The sequence below is a fragment of the Bacteroidota bacterium genome (assembly GCA_013360915.1).
In the GTDB taxonomy this organism is placed as follows: Bacteria; Bacteroidota; JABWAT01; order JABWAT01; family JABWAT01; genus JABWAT01.
Window position 1 is genome coordinate 291,987 of the sequence record JABWAT010000001.1, and the last position, 20,128, is coordinate 312,114.

The 20,128-nt window shown below is 50.6% G+C and carries 13 protein-coding genes; 12 read left to right on the forward strand and 1 reads right to left on the reverse strand.

Annotation, left to right across the window (positions count from 1 at the left end; genetic code table 11):
* Positions 1-77 precede the first annotated feature (77 nt).
* The gene (locus tag HUU10_01280) at positions 78-1,283 is read left to right on the forward strand and encodes an MFS transporter (protein NUQ80218.1); all 1,206 of its coding nucleotides are present in this window, start codon (positions 78-80) and stop codon (positions 1,281-1,283) included.
* A 249-nt stretch (positions 1,284-1,532) separates the two neighbouring features.
* On the opposite strand, the gene HUU10_01285 is transcribed toward HUU10_01280, so the two are convergent.
* Complete coding sequence (locus HUU10_01285) at positions 1,533-2,159, reverse strand: TonB family protein (protein ID NUQ80219.1); 627 nt, start codon at positions 2,157-2,159, stop codon at positions 1,533-1,535.
* A 321-nt stretch (positions 2,160-2,480) separates the two neighbouring features.
* Between HUU10_01285 and HUU10_01290 the strand changes: the two genes are divergently transcribed.
* The 11 genes from HUU10_01290 (at position 2,481) to moaA (ending at position 19,714) form a co-directional block, all read left to right on the forward strand.
* Positions 2,481-4,235 (forward strand): M61 family metallopeptidase, encoded by a 1,755-nt coding sequence (locus tag HUU10_01290; protein ID NUQ80220.1) that lies wholly within the window; start codon positions 2,481-2,483, stop codon positions 4,233-4,235.
* A 3-nt stretch (positions 4,236-4,238) separates the two neighbouring features.
* Positions 4,239-6,404 (forward strand): S9 family peptidase, encoded by a 2,166-nt coding sequence (locus tag HUU10_01295; protein ID NUQ80221.1) that lies wholly within the window; start codon positions 4,239-4,241, stop codon positions 6,402-6,404.
* 1 nt (position 6,405) lies between these two features.
* A complete protein-coding gene (gene chrA, locus HUU10_01300) occupies positions 6,406-7,716 on the forward strand; it encodes a chromate efflux transporter (GenBank protein NUQ80222.1) in 1,311 nt (436 codons plus the stop codon).
* Positions 7,717-8,388: 672 nt separating this feature from the next.
* Complete coding sequence (locus tag HUU10_01305) at positions 8,389-9,141, forward strand: cytochrome c (protein ID NUQ80223.1); 753 nt, start codon at positions 8,389-8,391, stop codon at positions 9,139-9,141.
* A 20-nt stretch (positions 9,142-9,161) separates the two neighbouring features.
* Positions 9,162-12,788, forward strand: a complete 3,627-nt coding sequence (locus HUU10_01310) for a nitrate reductase subunit alpha (protein ID NUQ80224.1) — start codon at positions 9,162-9,164, stop codon at positions 12,786-12,788.
* 21 nt (positions 12,789-12,809) lie between these two features.
* On the forward strand, positions 12,810-14,300 hold the full coding sequence (narH, locus tag HUU10_01315; GenBank protein NUQ80225.1) for a nitrate reductase subunit beta: 1,491 nt from the start codon (positions 12,810-12,812) through the stop codon (positions 14,298-14,300).
* Positions 14,300-14,866, forward strand: coding sequence for a nitrate reductase molybdenum cofactor assembly chaperone (gene narJ / locus HUU10_01320; protein ID NUQ80226.1), 567 nt, complete (start codon positions 14,300-14,302; stop codon positions 14,864-14,866). The genes narH and narJ overlap by 1 nt, the downstream gene beginning before the upstream one ends.
* Positions 14,859-15,542, forward strand: coding sequence for a respiratory nitrate reductase subunit gamma (narI, locus tag HUU10_01325; protein ID NUQ80227.1), 684 nt, complete (start codon positions 14,859-14,861; stop codon positions 15,540-15,542). Before narJ ends, narI begins: the two co-directional genes overlap by 8 nt.
* Before the next feature lie 17 nt (positions 15,543-15,559).
* Entirely contained in the window at positions 15,560-17,116 is a 1,557-nt protein-coding gene (locus HUU10_01330; GenBank protein ID NUQ80228.1) for a NarK/NasA family nitrate transporter, read from the forward strand.
* Positions 17,117-17,231: 115 nt separating this feature from the next.
* The gene (locus HUU10_01335; GenBank protein ID NUQ80229.1) at positions 17,232-18,737 is read left to right on the forward strand and encodes an MFS transporter; all 1,506 of its coding nucleotides are present in this window, start codon (positions 17,232-17,234) and stop codon (positions 18,735-18,737) included.
* On the forward strand, positions 18,734-19,714 hold the full coding sequence (gene moaA / locus HUU10_01340; protein NUQ80230.1) for a GTP 3',8-cyclase MoaA: 981 nt from the start codon (positions 18,734-18,736) through the stop codon (positions 19,712-19,714). The genes HUU10_01335 and moaA overlap by 4 nt, the downstream gene beginning before the upstream one ends.
* Positions 19,715-20,128: the final 414 nt, after the last annotated feature.

Consider the following 20,128-nt stretch of genomic DNA (forward strand, 5'->3'; position numbering starts at 1 on the left):
TTCGGGTTAAACTGTTGTTAGGGATAGGTCTAACAGTTAAAAAAACCACACACTTCCAATCCAAATCGGGATCCCACTTGTCCTCTGCTCACAATTTAACACCCGGTCGTGAACGCGCAACGATTCTTCTGCTTGCTGCTATTCAGTTTACTCATATCCTCGATTTTGTCCTGATGATGCCGCTGGGTCCCCGGCTTATGGATTATTTTACCATCGGGACCAGTGAATTTTCTCTGTTGGTTTCTTCTTACACCTTCAGCGCAGGACTGTTCGGTCTGCTCATCGGGTTCTTTCTGGATCGATTTGAACGGAAACGGGTCCTGCTTCTGCTTTATACCGGCTTTACCATCGGAACACTGGCCTGTGGACTTTCACCGAATTATGAAACGTTGCTGCTGGCCCGGATTCTCACCGGAATCTTCGGAGGGGTACTGACAGCCGTTACCTTTTCAATCATTGGGGATATTATTCCCTACGAACGCCGGGGAGCCGCCACCGGTGCACTGATGGCAGCCTTTTCGGTTGCTTCCGTGATCGGGGTTCCCTCTGGATTGTATTTTGCCACTTTGTGGGACTGGCACGCACCGTTTTTTATTCTTGCTGGTACAAGCGGCATTGTTCTGGTCTTTGTCTGGATCTATCTGATCCGTATTCAACCTCAAACGGGGCCGCATCGACCGAGGCTAATGGAAACTGTCCGGACGGTTCTGACAGATAAAAACCATCAGCAAGCCTATCTGCTCATGGCCGTCATGATGCTGGCCGGATTTACAGTGATTCCGTTTATTGCTCCCTATCTGGTCTTCAATACCGGCATGACCAACGCAGAACTTCCCTGGGTCTATTTCACTGGCGGAGCAGTAACGTTTTTCTCAAGCCAGTGGGTGGGCCGGTTAAGTGACCGGATGGGCAAACCCAAAGTCTTTACTGTATTCGCCCTGATTTCGGTGGTGCCGATCGTGGCCATCACCGTGTTGCCACCCGTTCACCTGCTTGTGATTCTGACCGTGACAATCATTTTCTTTATCACAGTAAATGGCCGGATCGTACCAGCCATGGCCATGATCACCGGAAGTGCCAATCCGGCACAACGCGGCAGTTTCATGGCGATCAATTCCTGTATTCAGCATCTGACCAGCGGATTGGGAGCCTTTTTAAGCGGACTGATCGTGACCACTCTGCCCGACGGAAAACTGGCAAATTACGGTTGGGTGGGATTGTTCGCCGCCGTGATGACGTTTATCGCCGTCTACATCGGCAATAAAATGACCGTGCGCGGGTAGGTTATATCAGCCTGCTGATGTCTGTACGGATGGATTTCCGCATAAGCCGGAATAGTGGTCTGGCCATTCAGACTTTTTTGTTAGTGTTACGTTACCTGACAACCTGTTCAAACTTTACTCAATATACTGAGTTAAATTACTCAACGTACTGAGTAATCATCCCCATCTGCAACCACCATTGTGTCACCATTTTAACTAGCTTGATTGTGTTTCCATGCAGCAGTTTGGTTAATCCAGACGCAAACAGACCTACTTTTTCTTTTTTGTGATGGTGAAATTCAGTGAGACTTCCAGCGTGACCGGAAAGGCATATCCGTGGATCATTTTAGGAGTACCTTTATTCGCCAGAATCGCCTTAATCGCCTCTTCAGACAATGCCTCATGCGGTGATTCGAGGACTTCAAGAATTTCCTTTTTACCTGTGGCATCCATTCTGACTTTTAAAACCACCCATCCTTGTATGCCTTCTTTCACAAGATCTTTAGGGTATTTGTTCAGTGCCCGATTGATGTTTGGTGATTGTGAATACGGACTGAATTGAACCGTGTCGGACAGAATCACTGGTTCTGCCGGAAAAATTCCGGACCACTCCCGTAACCTGGGAGTCATAAACTCAAAATATTCTTTGTTCTGGACCTCTTTTTCTGTTCCATCAAATGTATCAAGGTAGGTAGCCAGGATAAGAAAACCCTCTTCGGTTTTTCCAAGTCTGGCCAGGGTATGAGAATAAAACAGGCCCAGAAATCCATCGGTTTTTTCCAGATCACTGTTTTTATACAAATCTTCGAAAACGTGTCGAGCTTCTGAATAATGTTTTTGAAGGTAGTACTGATGTCCGATAGCAAACAACGAGTCATAGGATCGAGAAAATACCACAGGGGCAAGGGATTGTGAAGAACCAGATCCTGGAATCAGAACTTGAAAAGAAATAACCCCTACAAACAAACATAAATATCCCACTGCCTTTTTAATCTGACCTGGAAAAGACATACAATCATCCCTTATAAGGTAAATTTCGTTGCAAAAATAAAGGCAAGGACCAGACGATTGAACATTGGACAGTCCTGATCTTTCCAAGAAAATGAAATTTGTCAGGAATGCAGATCTCTGTCTGTGCCATTTATAAATTGCCTTCATCCACCGGCAGGAATCTCACCGGAATTTTCATCGGCAGATCGTCGTTTTTATCTTCCACACATGAAACGACTGATTTTTCTTCTTTTTCCACTTTTCGCCATGTCACTTTCTGCACAGCCGGCCATTCAATACACCATGGATTTCAGGGAGCCCAACAGTCACCTGATCGATATCACCATGACCATCCGGAATGCCTTGCCGGGGACTCAGCAGGTGGCACTTCCTGCCTGGCGTCCCGGCCGGTATGCCATTCAGAATTACTCGAGGCTGGTACAGGAAGTCAGGGCGGCATCGGAAACCGGTCTTCCCCTGCCCATCAGGAAACTCAACAAGGACACCTGGGAAATTTCGAACGGAAATGTCTCTGCCATCACCGTTACTTATTCCTTTTACGCAACGATTCTCGATGCCGGATCAACCTTTTACAACGATCAGGAAATCTATTTTAACGGATCCAATCTGTTTATGTATGTGCCGGGTCGATTGAATGAACCCGTTTTCCTGAAGATTAATCACCCCGATGGCTGGCAAACCGCCACAGCCCTGAAACCGGCAGGACCCAAATCCTTTACTGCTGCCTCTTTTCATGAACTGGCCGATTCCCCCACCATTATTTCGCCTACCCTCCAGCACCGCAAAGTGACCGTGGATTCCATCAATTTCCACATCTGGATTCAGGGAGAAACGAATGGAAATCCGGATGCGCTGGCTGAGGGTATCAGAAAAATGGCACGTACCCACCTTGATTTCTGGCAGGGTGTGGTCCCCTTTACCGACTTTCATTTTCTGTACCATCTGGTCGATTACCGCAGTGGTCACGGGGTGGAACATGCAAAAAGCACCTCGATGGTGCTCGGGCCCCTCACCAATCTGCCGGACCCTGATGACTGGAAACGAGCCTACCCGACCACCTCTCATGAATTGTTTCATGCCTGGCATGTGAAATACCTCGTTCCCGCCGATCTGGAACCGTATGACTACAGCAAGGAGCAATACACCAATCTGATCTGGTTTCTGGAAGGGTTCACCTCCTATTTTGATATCTACCTGAATCACAAGGCCGGCCTTATCACCGAAGCAGAGTATTGGGAAGAATTCGAACGCCTCATCCGCCAGTCAGAGTTAAATCCGGGAACTGCAGTCACTTCCATTGCCGATGCCAGTTATGACGCCTGGCTGTATGGGTATTCGTCGGATGGAAATAAAAACCGGATGGTAACCTTTTACTCTCAGGGAGAACTGTTTGCCCTGCTTCTCGATCTCGATATCCGCAAAGAAACGAACCACCAGAAAACCCTCGGCGACCTGATGCGCTGGCTGGTTGCCGAATTCCCCGTGAAAGGCCGGTTCTATCAGGAATCGGACCTTCTGAACGGATTGAAGCTTCTCACCGGAAAGTCCTACGCACCCTGGTTTGCCGATTATGTTCATGGAACCAAGCCTTTTCCTTTTCAGCAGGCATTCGATTCTGCAGGCTATGAACTTATCAAAGTCCCTGCCGATCCGGTGAGCCGGACCCTTCTGGGAGCGGATTTTAAACGGGTGGATGAAGACTGGGTGGTCGATCAGGTTCTGCCTGACTCTCCTGCAATGAAGGCGGGACTTTTTCTGGGAGACAAACTCTCCGGATCGGTTTTCCATCCACTGCCCGACAAGAATCTGGATGCCTGGCTGGCAGGCAACCTGTCAGACAGCACGCTGACCCTGGAAGTGAAACGTCGGGGGAAACCGGTGAAACTGGTGCTTTCCGGACTGAACACCACCCACTATACATACAAAATTCAGAAAAAAACCAACCACACTTCCCCCTGGTAAACCATGAAAACACTGGCTGCTTTCCTTCTTATCGTTTTACAGTCACCGGTATTTGCACAAATACCCATCACATTGGAAGACATTTTTCTGCACGGAAAATTCAGAGGTGATTTTCTGAAGGGTAACACCTGGATTCCGGGTGATGCAGCCTACTCTTTCCTGAAAAGAAACACGGAAACCGGCCTGACTGATATCTGGCGGTATGACCTGAAATCGGGAAAGGAATCTCTGCTGATTTCTGCAGAACAACTTCGGGAGACGCCACGCGATTCGGCCCTCGATATTGACCATTACGAGTGGACCAGCGATGGACGGTTTCTGGTTTTCACCGGAACCCTGACGGCCCGCAGCCTGAAAACAGGTGGGTATGTGGCCCTGTTTGACCGCAAGGAGAATCGTTTCAGACAGGTGTCATCCGATGACGGAGAGTATCAGATTGTGCAACTTTCGCCCGACGGGAAAAAAATCGGATTTGTAAGAGATCACAATCTGTTTGTCATGGATCTGGCCACACGGAATCTTACCCAACTGACCACCGACGGAACCGATCAGATTCTGAATGGTCATTTTGATTGGGTTTATGAAGAGGAATTTTCGGTGATCAATGGCTGGCAATGGAGTCCGGATTCGCGTTCCATTGCTTTCTGGAGGCTCGATCAGACCCGGGTTCCACGGTTTCAGATTCCACTTTACACCGGAACCTACCCGGAAACCAACGACTACAAATATCCGAAAGCCGGTGAAGCCAACTCGCTGGTTTCTATCGGAGTGGTCAATATCGACGATGGAAAAACCCGTTGGGTCGATCTCGGTAAGGATCAGGATATCTATGTTCCCCGCATTCAATGGGTTTCATCTTCAGGAAAACTGGCCGTTCAGCGCCTGAACCGCCTGCAAAACCAACTGGACCTGATTATCTGGGAACCTCGGACCGGAAATCAGACAACGGTTCTGACCGAAAAAGCACCTGCATGGCTGGAAATCAATGATAATCTCACTTTTCTGAATTCCGGATCGTTTATCTGGAGCTCAGAAAAGGATGGCTACAACCACCTGTACCTTCATGATCAGTCGGGAAAAATGATCAGGCAACTGACCAGCGGATCGTGGGAAGTGGATCAGGTTCAGCGGGTGGATGAAAAAGCCGGACTGGTTTATTTCACAGCTGCACGGGAATCACCGATGAACCGTGATTTATATCAGGTTACTATCTCTGACGGAAAACTGACCCGTCTGACCCGCGACCCTGGCTTTCATCGGGTAAATCTGCATCCGGATGCTCCCTATTTCATTGATAATCACAGCCATGCCAATCAACCTGGTAAAACTTATCTTGTTTCTCTCAAGGGAGAAAAGATCAGAACGCTGGTGGAAAATCCCATGTCCTCGATGAAATCCTACTCACTTCCCGAAGTCAGGTTTCTTACCATTCCGGCAGCCGATGGTACACCCATGAATGCCTGGATGATCAGACCAGCGGATTTTGATTCGACCAAACGGTACCCGGTTCTTCAGTTTGTTTATGGCGGTCCCGGCTCTCAACAGGTTCTGAATGCCTGGATCCGGGATTATTTCTGGTATGCCCATCTGACCCAGAAGGGGTATGTCATTGTCTGCGCCGATAACCGCGGAACCGGATTCAGAGGTCGTGATTTCAGGACTGTGACGTACAAAAAACTGGGCAACATTGAAACAGACGATCAGATTGCGGCTGCCCGCTGGCTGGGAAGCCGGTCATGGGTCGATTCAACCCGAATCGGCATCTGGGGCTGGAGTTATGGGGGCTATGTGAGCTCATACAGCCTGTTTAAAGGAAATGATGTGTTCAAAGCAGCCATTGCGGTGGCACCGGTTTCCGACTGGAAATTTTATGACACCATCTACACCGAACGGTTTATGCAGACTCCACAGCTGAATCCGGAAGGGTATCAGTCCGCTTCAACGCTGACCTGGGCCAAACAATTAAAAGGCCATTTTCTTCTGGTTCATGGTACGGCCGATGACAATGTGCACTTTCAGAATGCAGTGGAACTGGCCGATGAACTGATTGCCAACGGACTGCAGTTTGACACCATGTTTTACCCGGACCGGTATCATGGCATCACTGGTGGAAAAGCCCGTTACCATCTGTTTACTTATATGACCAACTGGCTGGTGGAAAATCTGTAACATGCAGGCGGCTGACTATCCAACTTATGCGGCCGCCTTCCGGTTCTGGTTTAAGCTTGGCTGGATCAGTTTTGGAGGTCCGGCAGGTCAGATTTCCATCATGCATGACGAGCTGGTCGACCGCCGCAAATGGATCAGTAACAGCCGGTTTCTTCATGCACTCAACTATTGCATGCTGCTTCCCGGACCCGAAGCACAGCAACTGGCCATTTACATCGGTTGGTTGCTGCACGGTGTAAAGGGCGGACTGACGGCCGGAATGCTCTTCATTCTTCCCTCGGTTCTGATTCTGCTTGGCTTAAGTCTGGTCTACGTGACCTGGGGATCGGTTCCCTGGATCCAGGCTCTTTTTTCCGGACTGAAACCAGCCGTGGTGGCCATCATTCTATGTGCCGTTTATAAAATCGGCTCAAAGTCGCTTGTATCAGCCACCCATGTGGTGACCGCTGTTTTGTCGTTTTCAGCAATGTTTTTTCTGAAGGTCCCCTTTCCGCTTATCCTTCTGTCAGCCGCTCTGTTTGCTCTGATTCTGAAATGGAAAGCACCTGCACTGTTGCATGCCTCATCGGGTTCTGCAAAAAAACAGGAATCGGAAGAAGCCGGCTTTCTTCTGAACGCAACGAATCCGGCCGGAGATGGTTTCCAGATCAATCGATTCCTCAGACAATTGGCCATCACATTGGTTTTCTGGGGAATGCCGTTGTTGATTTTTCTGGTGTTATTCACCGAATCAGGTTTCTGGATTCAGCTTTCCACCTTTTTTACCCAGGCTGCACTGGTCACTTTCGGTGGCGCGTATGCCGTACTTCCCTACGTTGCACAAGTCACGGTCCAGCAGTTGGGCTGGTTAAGTCCTCTGCAGATGGTCGATGGTCTGGCCCTTGGGGAAACCACACCCGGTCCGCTCATCATGGTTTTGGCTTTTGTGGGCTTCATGGCCGGATATAATCTTCATGACGCGTCGGTAGTCTACGGAACGCTGGCCCTTCTGACCACGGTCTGGTTCACCTTCCTTCCCGGATTTTTCTTCATTTTTGCCGGAGCACCGGTCATCGAACGGACCCGGGACAATCCGGCAGTGAAGGCAATCCTGACCATTATTTCGGCGGCGGTCGTCGGAGTGATTCTGAATCTGGCCCTCTTTCTTGGTCAGGAAGTCCTGTTTCCTTCCGGAGTTCAATCTGATTCCATTTCCTGGTTTCCTGTTGGCTGGATGGCCATTTCGCTTCTTGCCCTGATCAGGTACAAAGTAAACCTCATTCTCTGGATCGGAATCAGTGCCCTGGCCGGATTGGCTGCTGGCGGGTGGTGATTGGTGATTGGTGAGTGGTGATTGGTGAGTGGAGATTGGTGATTAGCCCGTCGTCAGTCTCTTTGAACCTGGTCAGTAATTGGCGAGCGGAAAAACCCGGTGGCTGCATTTCGACTGCGCTCAATGACCGCTCGAAGCAGACCGGTTTTTCCCGTATCTGATTAAAGAAGTGATCAGCCTTTCGACTCCGATCAGGGGCCTAAAACAGATAATCGTAAATACCGGTCATTCATGATCAGTAAAACCGATTCTTCACTGTCATCCCAACCCAGGTCGGGGTCTGTGTCATTCTGCAGAACCCGTTAACTGAATGACTAAGACGAGATTCCGGCTTTTCCGTCAGTGTCTGAGGTGCCACACCTGAATGGCAGCTGATAGTTTGATCCCTTTCTTACAGGTAAATCCGAACACCAAAAGTATTCTGTATTCCGAATTCTGTATTCCGAATTCTGTATTCCGAATTCTGCATTCTGAATTCTGTATTCTGAATTCTGAATTCCCCTCCTGACTCCTGACTCCTGACTCCTGTCTCCTGAGTACATCACTTGGTCCTTTTTCTTTAGTGGACCATTTCATCCACTTATCTCTAATCCTCACTTAATTTTCACTTTTATATATACTATTTAGTCCATATTTAATTTTGCTGGTAACCAAAAGGGCGGAACATTGAACATGAAAGTTTACCGGTTGACCATTTTTCTGCTGACCGTTGTGTTTGTCACGGCGGGGATTGCTCAGGATTCCACTTCTTTGACTTCAGGGGTGGCAGTGTTTAGTTCCAAATGTGCGGGATGCCATCAGTTTGGCAAGGTAGTGGTGGGTCCGGACCTGAATCTGTCGAAAAACCACCCGGATGACGTGCTTCATTCAGCCCTTGGCCGGATGGAAGCCATGACTGGCCCTCTCACTCCGGAGGAGAAATCGGCTTTGATTGCACTGATCCGCTCCGAAAATCCATCCGGACTGCTGACACCGCCTGCTTCGGCAGAACCGATGACGGTAAAATCGGAAGACGCACTGGCCGGAGAGGCTTTATATGTTGGTTCCACCCCCTTAACCAATGGCGGAATGTCATGCATTTCATGCCACACCAATTTTAAGGAACAGGGGACCGGGAATGGTAAACTGGGCCCCTCTCTCCGGGGAGCCTACACAAAATTTGGTGAAGCCGGACTGGTCTCTGCCATTCAGAACGCTTCGTTCCGGGTGATGCGTGAGCCATATAAACAACACCCGATCACAGCCGATGAAGCAGCAAAACTGACTGCTTTTCTTAAGTCGGTCGATCAGCAATCCGATACCGGAACAGCGGAATTCAACTTCCTGCTGGCCGGTTCGGCCATTGGCGGCATCCTGATCGCCATCTTCTTTTTCATGTACGGCGCGAGAATCAAACCCGTCCGTCAATCCCTGAAACATTACTAAAACCAGAAGGAACCCGACGCATGTCCTGGATCGCCGATCTCATCAATCCGGATGCCCGAACGTGGGAAGATTTTTACCGGAATCGCTGGCAGCATGACAAAATCGTCCGAAGTACCCATGGTGTGAACTGCACCGGTGGCTGTTCATGGAATATTCATGTCAAAAATGGGCTGGTCACCTGGGAAATGCAGGCACTTGACTACCCCATCATTGCCAAAGACATACCGCCGTATGAGCCCCGAGGCTGTCAGCGCGGAATTTCCTTTTCCTGGTATATCTACAGTCCGGTCCGGGTGAAATATCCCTACATTCGCGGCCGTCTGCTCGATTTGTGGCGTGTGGCCCGTCAGACACATGAAAATCCGGTGGATGCCTGGCGTTCCATACAGGAAAATCCGTCTCTGCGCAGTCAGTATCAGAAAGCGCGGGGCAAAGGCGGATTCCGCCGCACCACCTGGGTACAGGCCGAAGAAATCATGGCAGCAGCCAACCTGTACACCATTCAGAAATGGGGTTCCGATCGTATCATCGGCTTCTCCCCCATACCAGCCATGAGCATGGTTTCGTATGCGGCCGGTGCGCGGTTTATGCAACTGATGGGCGGCGTTTCCATGAGTTTCTATGACTGGTACTGCGATTTGCCACCTGCCTCTCCTGAAATCTGGGGCGAACAGACCGATGTGGCCGAATCGGCCGATTGGTATCATTCCAAGTTTATTGCAGCCATCGGATCGAATGTATTCATGACCCGTACTCCCGATGCTCACTTCATGGTCGAGGCCCGCCATGCAGGGGCTAAAGTGGTGGTCTTTTCTCCTGACTTTAACATGACGGCCAAAGGATCTGATGAATGGATCCCCATTCAGCAGGGACAGGATTCCGCTTTCTGGATGGCGGTGGGGCATGTGATTCTGCGTGAATGCTACCAGCAGAAACAGGTGGATTATTTTACGGATTACACACGGCGGACCACCGACTTTCCCTTCCTGGTAAAACTAGAGCAAGCACCCGATGGCACCTGGCGTGCCGGATCGCTTCTGAAGGCTCATGAAGTACCCGGAACAGAAAAAGAGGAAAACCGGGAATGGAAATCCTTCGTCTGGGATGAAATCTCGGGTAAACCGGTAATTCCCATGGGAACCGTTGGCCATCGCTGGCAGAAAGACAAAGGTCAGTGGAATCTGAATCCGAAGGAAAGCATCTCAGGCAAGGACATCCGCCCCGCCCTTTCTGTTCAGACCGATCAATCCGAGTGGATTCCGGTAACCTTCAATGACTTTTCAATCGGAACCAATGACCGTGTGGTTGCCCGGAAAGTACCGGTTCAACAGGTAAAAGGCACTCATGGTAAAGTCACCATCACCACGGTTTTTGATCTGATGATGGCCCAATATGGTGTGAATCGTGCACCAGGTGAAAATGACATCTCCTATCTGGATCCCACTCAACCCTACACACCGGCCTGGCAGGAACAATTCACGGGTATCAGTCAGGAAACGGTGATCCGGTTTGCACGTGAATGGGCTCAGACGGCCGAGGTTACCCACGGAAAATGCTCGGTGATCATCGGAGCCGGGGCGAATCACTGGTATCATAATAATCTGGTGTACCGTGCACCGATTTCGGTCCTGATGATGACCGGATGTATTGGCGTGAACGGAGGTGGATTGAACCACTATGTGGGTCAGGAAAAACTGGTTCCTCAAACCTCGTGGGCTCCCATCGCCTTCGGAGCCGATTGGGGCGCACCTCCCCGGCAGCAGAATTCACCTTCCTTTCACTACATCCATTCCGATCAGTGGCGGTATGACAAACGGTTCGATGAGCTCTGTGCCGTTGCCGATCCGGGCAAGGATCTGACCACCGGTCACACCATTGATAAGAATATTCAGGCCGTCCGGAACGGATGGTTACCATTCTATCCCCAGTTTGAAAAACCGAATCACATTCTGGTGGAAGAAGCCCGTGCGGCCGGTGCAAAAACCGACGCAGAGATTATTGAATGGATCGTGAGCCAGTTGAAAGAAAAGAGACTGAAATTCAGTGTGGAAGATCCCGATCATGAAGCCAACTTCCCCCGGTTGTTCTATATCTGGCGCGGAAATGCCCTCATGTCATCAGCCAAGGGACATGAGTACTTTCTGCGCCACTACCTCGGGACCCACGACAATGCAATAGCACCCGAAATCGGACCCGATCAGGTGAAGGAAGTGGCCTGGCATGAAAAACTTCCCACCGGAAAAATGGATCTCATCGTGGACCTGAATTTCCGGATGGATACCTCTGCCCTGTATTCAGACATCGTATTGCCGGCCGCCACTTTCTATGAAAAGAATGACCTGAACTCGACGGATATGCACAGTTTTATCCATCCGCTGCAAAAGGCCGTTCAACCCTGCTGGGAAAGCCGCAATGACTGGGATATTTTCAAAAATATTGCCAAAGCCACCTCGAAACTGGCAAAGAAAACTGCCTTCCCTTCCTTCACCGACCTGATCGCCACCCCGATTGCCCATGACACACCGGGCGAACTGGCACAACCCACTGTAAAAAACTGGATCACAGGCGAAGTGGATCCCATACCGGGAAAAACCATGCCCAACTTCCGGGTTGTGGACCGGGATATCTCCAAAGTCTATGACAAATTCATTTCGGTCGGCCCGGGTATCAGGAAAAATGGACTTGGAATGCACGGAGTTCATATCGATGTAGCCGATCTGCATGAACAGCATTTGAAAGAATTTCCAACCGAACTGGTTGAGGGAGAAGAACGGATTTCACTTCGGGAGGATAAACTGGTCTGTGAATTCATCCTGGCCTTTGCGGCCGAAACCAACGGAGAACTGGCCTGGCGTGCGTTTGACTATGAATCGAAAAAAACCGGGCTGGATCTGATGGATCTGGCAGGTCCCAACCGCGGTGTAAAAATCACCTTCGCCGACATTGTGGCCAATCCGAGAAGAGTGTTGACTTCACCATTCTGGACCGGGTTCACCACCAAGGGCCGGACCTACTCGGCCTACTGTCTGAACGTGGAACGGGGTGTTCCGTTCCGGACCCTGACCGGAAGGCAGCATTTCTATCTGGATCACGAAGCCTACGTTCAATATGGAGAAAACCTTCCGACCCACAAACCTGTCATCGATGCCCTGCACTACGGTGATCTGGTCAATTCATCACCTGAGGGGCAGACAATCCGGCTCAATTTCCTGACTCCACACGGTAAGTGGGGTATTCACTCCACTTACGGAGACACGGTGAGGATGAAAACCTTATCGAGGGGAGTGGAACCCGTCTGGATGAACGATGAGGACGCAAAGGCCATCGGCGTTCAGGATAATGATTGGGTGGAAATTATCAATGACAACGGTGTGATGTGCACACGGGCGAACGTCAGTCACCGGTTACCAAGAGGAATGTGCATGGTTTATCACAGTCCTGAAAGAACCCTTTCCGTCCCCAAATCACCCGAAAGAGGAAACCGGCGGGGCGGTGGGCATAACAGTCTTACACGGGTGAGGTTAAAACCTCTGTTCATGATCGGCGGTTACGCCCAGTTTACCTACGCCTTCAACTATTGGGGTCCGACCGGTGTAAACCGCGAAACCCAGGTCATTATCAAAAAAATGAATCAGGTCAATTATTAAGCGGCAAACCGGAGCATAGCGATGAATATCAAATCACACGTCTCGATGGTGTTTCATCTCGACAAATGCATCGGGTGCCACACCTGCAGCATTGCATGTAAAAACATCTGGACGGACCGTCCGGGGGCGGAATACATGTGGTGGAACAATGTGGAAACCAAACCGGGTACCGGTTTCCCCACCCAATGGGAAAATCAGGAGAAATACAAAGGCGGTTGGGCCCGGGAAAACGGAAAACTGAAACTGCGGTCCCAGTCAAAAGCCGGGCATTGGTTCAGGTTATTTTACAATCCGAATCAACCCGGGCTTGATGAGTATTATGAGCCCTGGACTTACGATTACCAGAATCTGTTCAACGCACCCGAAGGGGACGATCAGCCAACGGCCCGGGCTATTTCACAAATCACCGGTAAGCCGATCGAAATCAATGCCGGCCCGAACTGGGATGATGACCTGAGCGGATCACCCAAATATGCCATGAACGATCCGAACAACGATCACCTGACCCCGGCCGAACGGGAACAATTGCTCGAGATCGAAAACATTGCCATGATGTATCTGCCGCGTATCTGCAACCATTGCACCAATCCGTCCTGTGTGGCGGCTTGTCCATCGGGCGCCATTTATAAACGGGGCGAAGATGGCGTTGTGCTGATCAATCAGGACAAATGCCGCGGATGGCGTGCATGCATTCCGGCCTGTCCGTACAAGAAAATCTATTACAACTGGAAAACCGGTAAGTCGGAAAAATGTATTCTCTGTTACCCCCGTCTGGAAACCGGTCAACCGCCTGCCTGCTTCCATTCCTGCGTCGGCCGCATCCGGTACATGGGTGTGATTCTGTACGATGCTGACCGCATTGAATGGGCCATGAGTGCCGACAATCAGAATCTGGTTGAAGCCCAACGCAGCATTATTCTGGATCCATTCGATGAACAGGTGATTGAAACAGCACTTAGTCAGGGAGTGACCCTCGCCACCATTGAAGCCGCTCAGAAATCACCGGTCTATCAATACGTGAAAGTATGGAAACTGGCCCTGCCGCTACATATCGAATACCGCACCTCGCCCATGTTGTTTTACGTTCCACCCCTGCTGCCTGTCATGGGTCGTGTCGATCATGGCCTTTACTCTCAGGATAGCGACACCTTTTTTGCCGGTGTCGAACAGGCACGCCTCACCCTCGATTATCTCGCCAATCTTTTCTCGGCAGGAAATAAAGAGGTGCTCCTCTATTCGCTGCGGAAAATGCTGGCCATCCGGTATTACCAGCGGCTGAAACAGGTCAGGGATATTAACCGCGACCATGTGCTGGATATTCTGATGAAAGCAGGAACCACCGAGGTGGAAGCCGATGCCATCTATCACATGACCAGTCTGCCAACCCAGGATGAACGATTTGTGCTTCCGCCAACCCAGCGGGATCAGGCCATTGAACCGGTGATGGATCCCGAAGTCTGCAAGGGTTGTACCGGATTCGGAACCCACGACCAGCCTTCAAGGGGCTTTTAATGGATACCACCTTCGAAAAACGGACACTTTTACATCTGATTCCCGATGCGCTGGCTCCGTTGCTGGACTACCCGTCTGACGACTTTCTGAACCGCATTCACCGGCTTGAATCCATGTTGGATGAATTGGATGTTTTGCCAGCCTGCTATCAGAATCTGACAGCACTGATCGACTCTCTGCGTGATCAGTCACCCGATGAATGGAGGGAAATTTACACCACCACCTTCGACATGAACCCGGCTTGCCACCTGTATGCTTCCATCCATTTGTTCGGAGAGGAGAACTTTAAACGAAGCATGCTGATGGCTCGTTTGGCCGATGCGTTCGAATCGGAAGGATTCTCCCATTCGGGTGGTGAGTTACCCGATTTTATTCCCGTTCTGCTCCGGTTTGCCACCTTCCTCGGGCCGGGAGAAAAATCCACCGGACTGATTGCTGAGCTTGTGGTGCCGACCCTCATCCAGGCCCGCGAAAAAACCGCCGCACAGGCTGCATGGCCCTTCGCAGCTGTGTGTCTGGCCTGTACCGTTCTTGAAATTTATCTGCAAAGGATCAGCCATGACTGACTACTTTCTGTATGCGATTCTTCCCTACCTGGCCGTAGCCACTCTTATCGTGGGGTCCGTATTCCGATTTCTGTTTCACAGGTACTCCTGGTCCGCACTTTCGAGCCAGTTTCTTGAAAACAATGCCGTTTTCTGGGGTTCCATGCCCTGGCATATCGGCATTGGCATCATTCTGGCCGGACATCTGGTGGCCTTTTTTCTCCCAGGTCTGTGGTCCCTGATGACGAATAACTACACGACGTTGGTCATCATCGAAACCATCGGACTTGGCCTGGCTGTCATCACCCTGTTTGGTCTGACCATGCTTTTTCTCCGCCGGATGTTAACCCCGAAAATCAGGGTGGTTACCTCCGCCATGGATTGGGTGATTTTATCCGTTCTGATGGTTCAGATCATCCTAGGATTGCTGACCGCTGTCCTGTATCCGTTTGGGTCGGCCTGGGCTACCGGAGTTCTGTCCCCATACCTGCTCAGTTTCTTTTCCTTTGATCCGCAAATTGCCTACGTGACCGATTTACCACTGGTTGTTAAACTTCACATGACCTTTGCCTGGATTTTGCTTCTGCTCGTACCGTTCAGCCGGTTGGTTCATGCCTTTTCTCTGCCATTCCGCTATTTCGTCAGACCGCCTCAGCTGGTTATCTGGAACAGAAACCGTACCACTTCCACCCATTAACGCAGGATTTGTCAACCATGTCAACCCTACCCGACCTGAAACCCGGCCGCGTGATTTCCAACTGGCAGCCCGAAGATGAAACCTTCTGGAACCAATCAGGGAAAACCATTGCCAACCGAAACCTCTGGATTTCCATCCCAAATCTCCTTCTCGCCTTTTCAGTCTGGATGATGTGGAGCATTATCACGGTTCAGATGAAGAATCTCGGTTTTCCTTTCGATGACCAGCAACTTTTCGGCCTGGCTGCCATTGCTGGTCTCTCCGGGGCGACGTTGCGGATTCCCAATTCTTTTCTGATTGCCATTTCGGGCGGACGCAATGTGATTGCCTTTTCCACCGCCATGCTTCTGATTCCTGCCATTGGTGCTGGTTTGGCACTGCAGGATAAAAACACATCGTATTTCACCTTCGCTGCTCTTGCCTTTTTATCCGGAATCGGAGGCGGAAATTTTGCTTCCTCCATGTCCAACATTAACCGTTTCTTCCCCAAAAAAGTGCAGGGTGCCGCTCTCGGTCTGAATGCAGGGATCGGCAATCTGGGCGTTTCGGTCATGCAGGTCCTGATTCCGGCCGTCATGACGGTAGCAGTTTTCGGACCTCTCAGCGGAGATCCTGCCGAATTGATAAAAAATGAATCCGTTTCACAAGTGTGGATCCAGAATGCCGGTTTCATCTGGGTCCCCATTCTCCTGATTGCGGCTTTGGCTGCATGGTTTGGTATGGTCAACCTGCCGGGAGCTTCCTTCACTTCAACCGCCGACGCCCTGATCAAAGCAACGGGCCTGACCCTGATCGGATTTGCTGCGGCTGGAATCGGTGCCTGGCTGCTGATCGGGCTGAAATTAAACATGTGGATTGTCCTTCCGGTTACAATTCTGGCGTGTCTTGGATTGATGAAACTGGTGCCGGGGGCCATTAAGACCAGCCTGAATGCTCAGTTTGCGATCTTCTCGAATAAGCATAACTGGATCATGACCGTGCTGTACATCATGACATTCGGTTCGTTTATCGGTTTTTCAGCCGCATTTCCCCTGCTGATCAAAATTGTCTTCGGAAGTCTTCCGGATGGAAGCATAAATCCGGCGGCCCCGAATCCATTTACCTATGCCTGGTTAGGTCCGTTGGTAGGTTCTCTGATTCGTCCGGTGGGAGGGTGGCTTTCCGACAAGTTTGGTGGCGCACGGGTGACCCATTGGGACACCATTTTTATGATTGCCTGTGCGCTCGGTGTCGCCTGGTTCATCGTTCAGGCCCGGGAAGCCTCCGATCCGACCCAGTATTTCACTCCCTTTCTTTTGTGTTTTCTGTTGCTATTCATCACCACAGGAATCGGCAACGGATCCACCTTCCGGATGATTCCGTTCATATTCAACCCGCAACAGGCCGGCCCTGTTTTGGGCTGGACCTCCGCCATCGGCGCCTACGGGGCCTTTATTATCCCCAAAGTATTCGGTGAACAGGTCAAAGCCGGGACCCCTGAATATGCCCTTTTCGGATTTACGGCCTTTTATGTCATTTGTCTGGTTCTTAACTGGTGGTACTACGCCCGTAAAGGCGCAGAAGTCCCCTGCTGAGCAACAGAATTTGGGTCGGAAGGTGATTGGTGATTGGTGATTGGTGAAGAGTGTATACCCTATCTATCTCCTGACTCCTGACTCCTGACTCCTGTCTTCTTTTAAAGGATTATCTATGAAAACCCCCGAACTGATCGATTTCAGTCAACCCCGCATCCGGTTGCTTCACTTTACCTGGATTGCCTTTTTTATCGCCTTTTATGTATGGTTTAACATGGCACCTTTGGCCACGACCATGCTCAAAAATGTGGGATGGCTGACTCCCGAACATCTGAAAGTACTGGCCATTGTCAATGTGGCCCTGACCATTCCGGCCCGGCTGGTCATCGGTTCCCTTATTGACCGGTTTGGACCGCGCATCGTGTTCAGTGCCCTGCTCGTAACCATGAGCGTTCCGGTCTTCTTTTTCGCCTTCGGAGATTCTTTCATGCAGTTATTCATTTCCCGCATGATTCTGAGCGGAATCGGAGCCAGTTTCGTAATCGGAATCCGGTTGGTGGCCGATTGGTTTCCTCACAAAATGGTGGGGCGCGCCGAAGGATTTTACGCCGGCTGGGGAAATTTCGGATCGGCCTGGGCTGCCATGACCCTTCCCTGGATTGCCCTTTCATGGTTTAGCGACAATCCCGATGGATGGCGGTATGCACTGGCCATCAATGGCGTGGTTTCATTTGTCTACGGAATCCTGTTTTTCTTCCTCGTCAGAGATACACCTGGTGGTGAAGCGTTCCGCGGCATCAAGAAAACCGAACCTATGATTGCCACTTCCTGGTCCGACCTGGTTCAGCTGACCATCTGGAGTTTTCCACTGGTGGGTGCGCTCGGACTGCTTGCCTGGCGGCTCAGCAACATCAAGGTCGGAGATAACGGCACCAATTTCCTCACCACCGACCTGATGTATATCTGCTGGATCATCCTTGCTGTGATCTTCATTGTTCACATGGCAAAAACCTATGCGATCAACATTCCCTTGTTAAAAAAAGGGATTCCAGAAAAGGACCGCTACCGCTTCAGTGATGTGGCTGCATTGAACACCACTTATTTTGCCAATTTCGGCGCCGAACTGGCTGTGGTTTCCATGCTTCCGGCTTTTTTCGAATCCACCTATACCATGGATCCGACCACGGCTGGCATTATCGCCTCCAGTTTTGCATTCGTGAATCTCTTCGCGCGCCCGCTGGGTGGTCTTCTTTCAGATCTGATGGGAAATCGTAAACGCACCATGATCATCTACATGGCAGGAATCGCCCTCGGCTTTTTCGCCATGGCCTTCATACAGGTTGGCTGGCCGGTCTGGTTGGCAGTGGCAATCACCATCTTATGCTCGGTGTTTGTCCAGGGGGCTGAAGGTGCCACCTTCGCCGTGATTCCTCTGATCAAAAAGGAATACACCGGTCAGATCTCCGGAATGGCCGGTGCCTATGGAAATGTCGGAGCCGTTACCTATCTCATCGTTCTGTCCATGGTCGATTCCAAAACCTTTTTCCTGTTGCTGGCAGCAGGTGCTGCTTTCTCTACGTTGTATTGCTTACTTTTTCTGAAGGAACCCAAAGGATCCTTCTCGGATGATCATGGTGAAATACCCGAGTCTGACCAGAACGCTAAACCGGCACAGGCATGATAACCGATTCCTTCGGGCGGATTCATCACTATCTGCGTGTATCTCTGACACCGGCCTGTAACCTGCGGTGCTCGTATTGTGCACCGGCAGATGGCTTCCGTGTCCCTCCCGGCACAAAACAGTTCTCGCGATCCGAAATCACCCGCGTGATCGGCTGGCTGGCTGGAATGGGAGTCACCAAAGTCCGGTTTACAGGCGGTGAACCCACCTTGCGCAGCGATCTCGCCGGATTGATACATGACACCCATTCAACGGCTGGTATCTCTACGGTCGGACTGACAACCAATGGTGTGTTGCTGGGTCTTCAGCTCGATGAGTATCTGAAAGCCGGACTAAGCTCGGTCAACATCAGTCTGGATACCTTGCGTCCGGACCGGTTTATGGCCATCAGCAAGCGGCCCTGGCATCAGCAGGTCATGACCGGAATCAGGAAAGCCATCGATTGTGGCCGGTTACAGGTTAAACTGAACATGGTGGTTCAGCGGGGTGTGAATGAGGATGAAGTGGTTGACATGATTCATTTCTTCGCCCGTGATCCGGTTGAACTGCGGTTTATTGAACTCATGCCCTTTGCCGGCAACGGGTGGGACCCGCAGGCAGGCATTCCCTCTCAGGAATTACTGAAAAAAATCAGACAATCGGTCGATCTTGCCACCATCGAACAATCAACAGCTGGTCATGTATCCGATCAATGGGCCGTCAAAGGTTCAGCCTTGAAACTCGGCTTCATTTCTTCGGTGAGCAACGCCTTTTGCGGAACCTGTTCCCGTATCAGGCTGACCGCCGACGGAAAGTTTAAATCCTGCCTCTTTGATGATGGCGAACTCGATGTGCTTTCTCCCCTCCGTGCCGGTTGTACCCGTGAAGAATTTCACACTCTGATCCGCACTCACATGTTAAAAAAACCAGCCGCACATGGCGGCCACGATTTTTCCAAATCCACCACGCACCGGTCTATGATCAGCATTGGTGGCTGAAAAGGGTGATTGGAGATTGGTGATGAAAAGATCAGAAAACAGTGATTGGTGATTAGCCCGTCGTCAGTCTCTTTGAACGTGGTCAGTAATTGGCGAGCGGAAAATCCCGGTGGCTGAGGGTCTCGAAGCCGACCGGTTTTCCGGTAACTGATTTAGAGAAGTGATCAGCCTTTCGACTCCGATCTGGGGCCGAAAACAGATAATCGTAAATACCAGTCATTCATGATCGGTAAAACCAATTCCTCACTGTCATCCCAACCCAGGTCGGGATCTGTGTCATTCTGCAGAACCAATTAACTGAATGACTAAGACGAGATTCCTGCTTTTCCGTCAGTGCCTGACGTGCCGCACCTGAATGGCAGCTGATAGTTTGATCCCTTCCTGACCGGTAAATCCGAACACCAAAAGTATTCT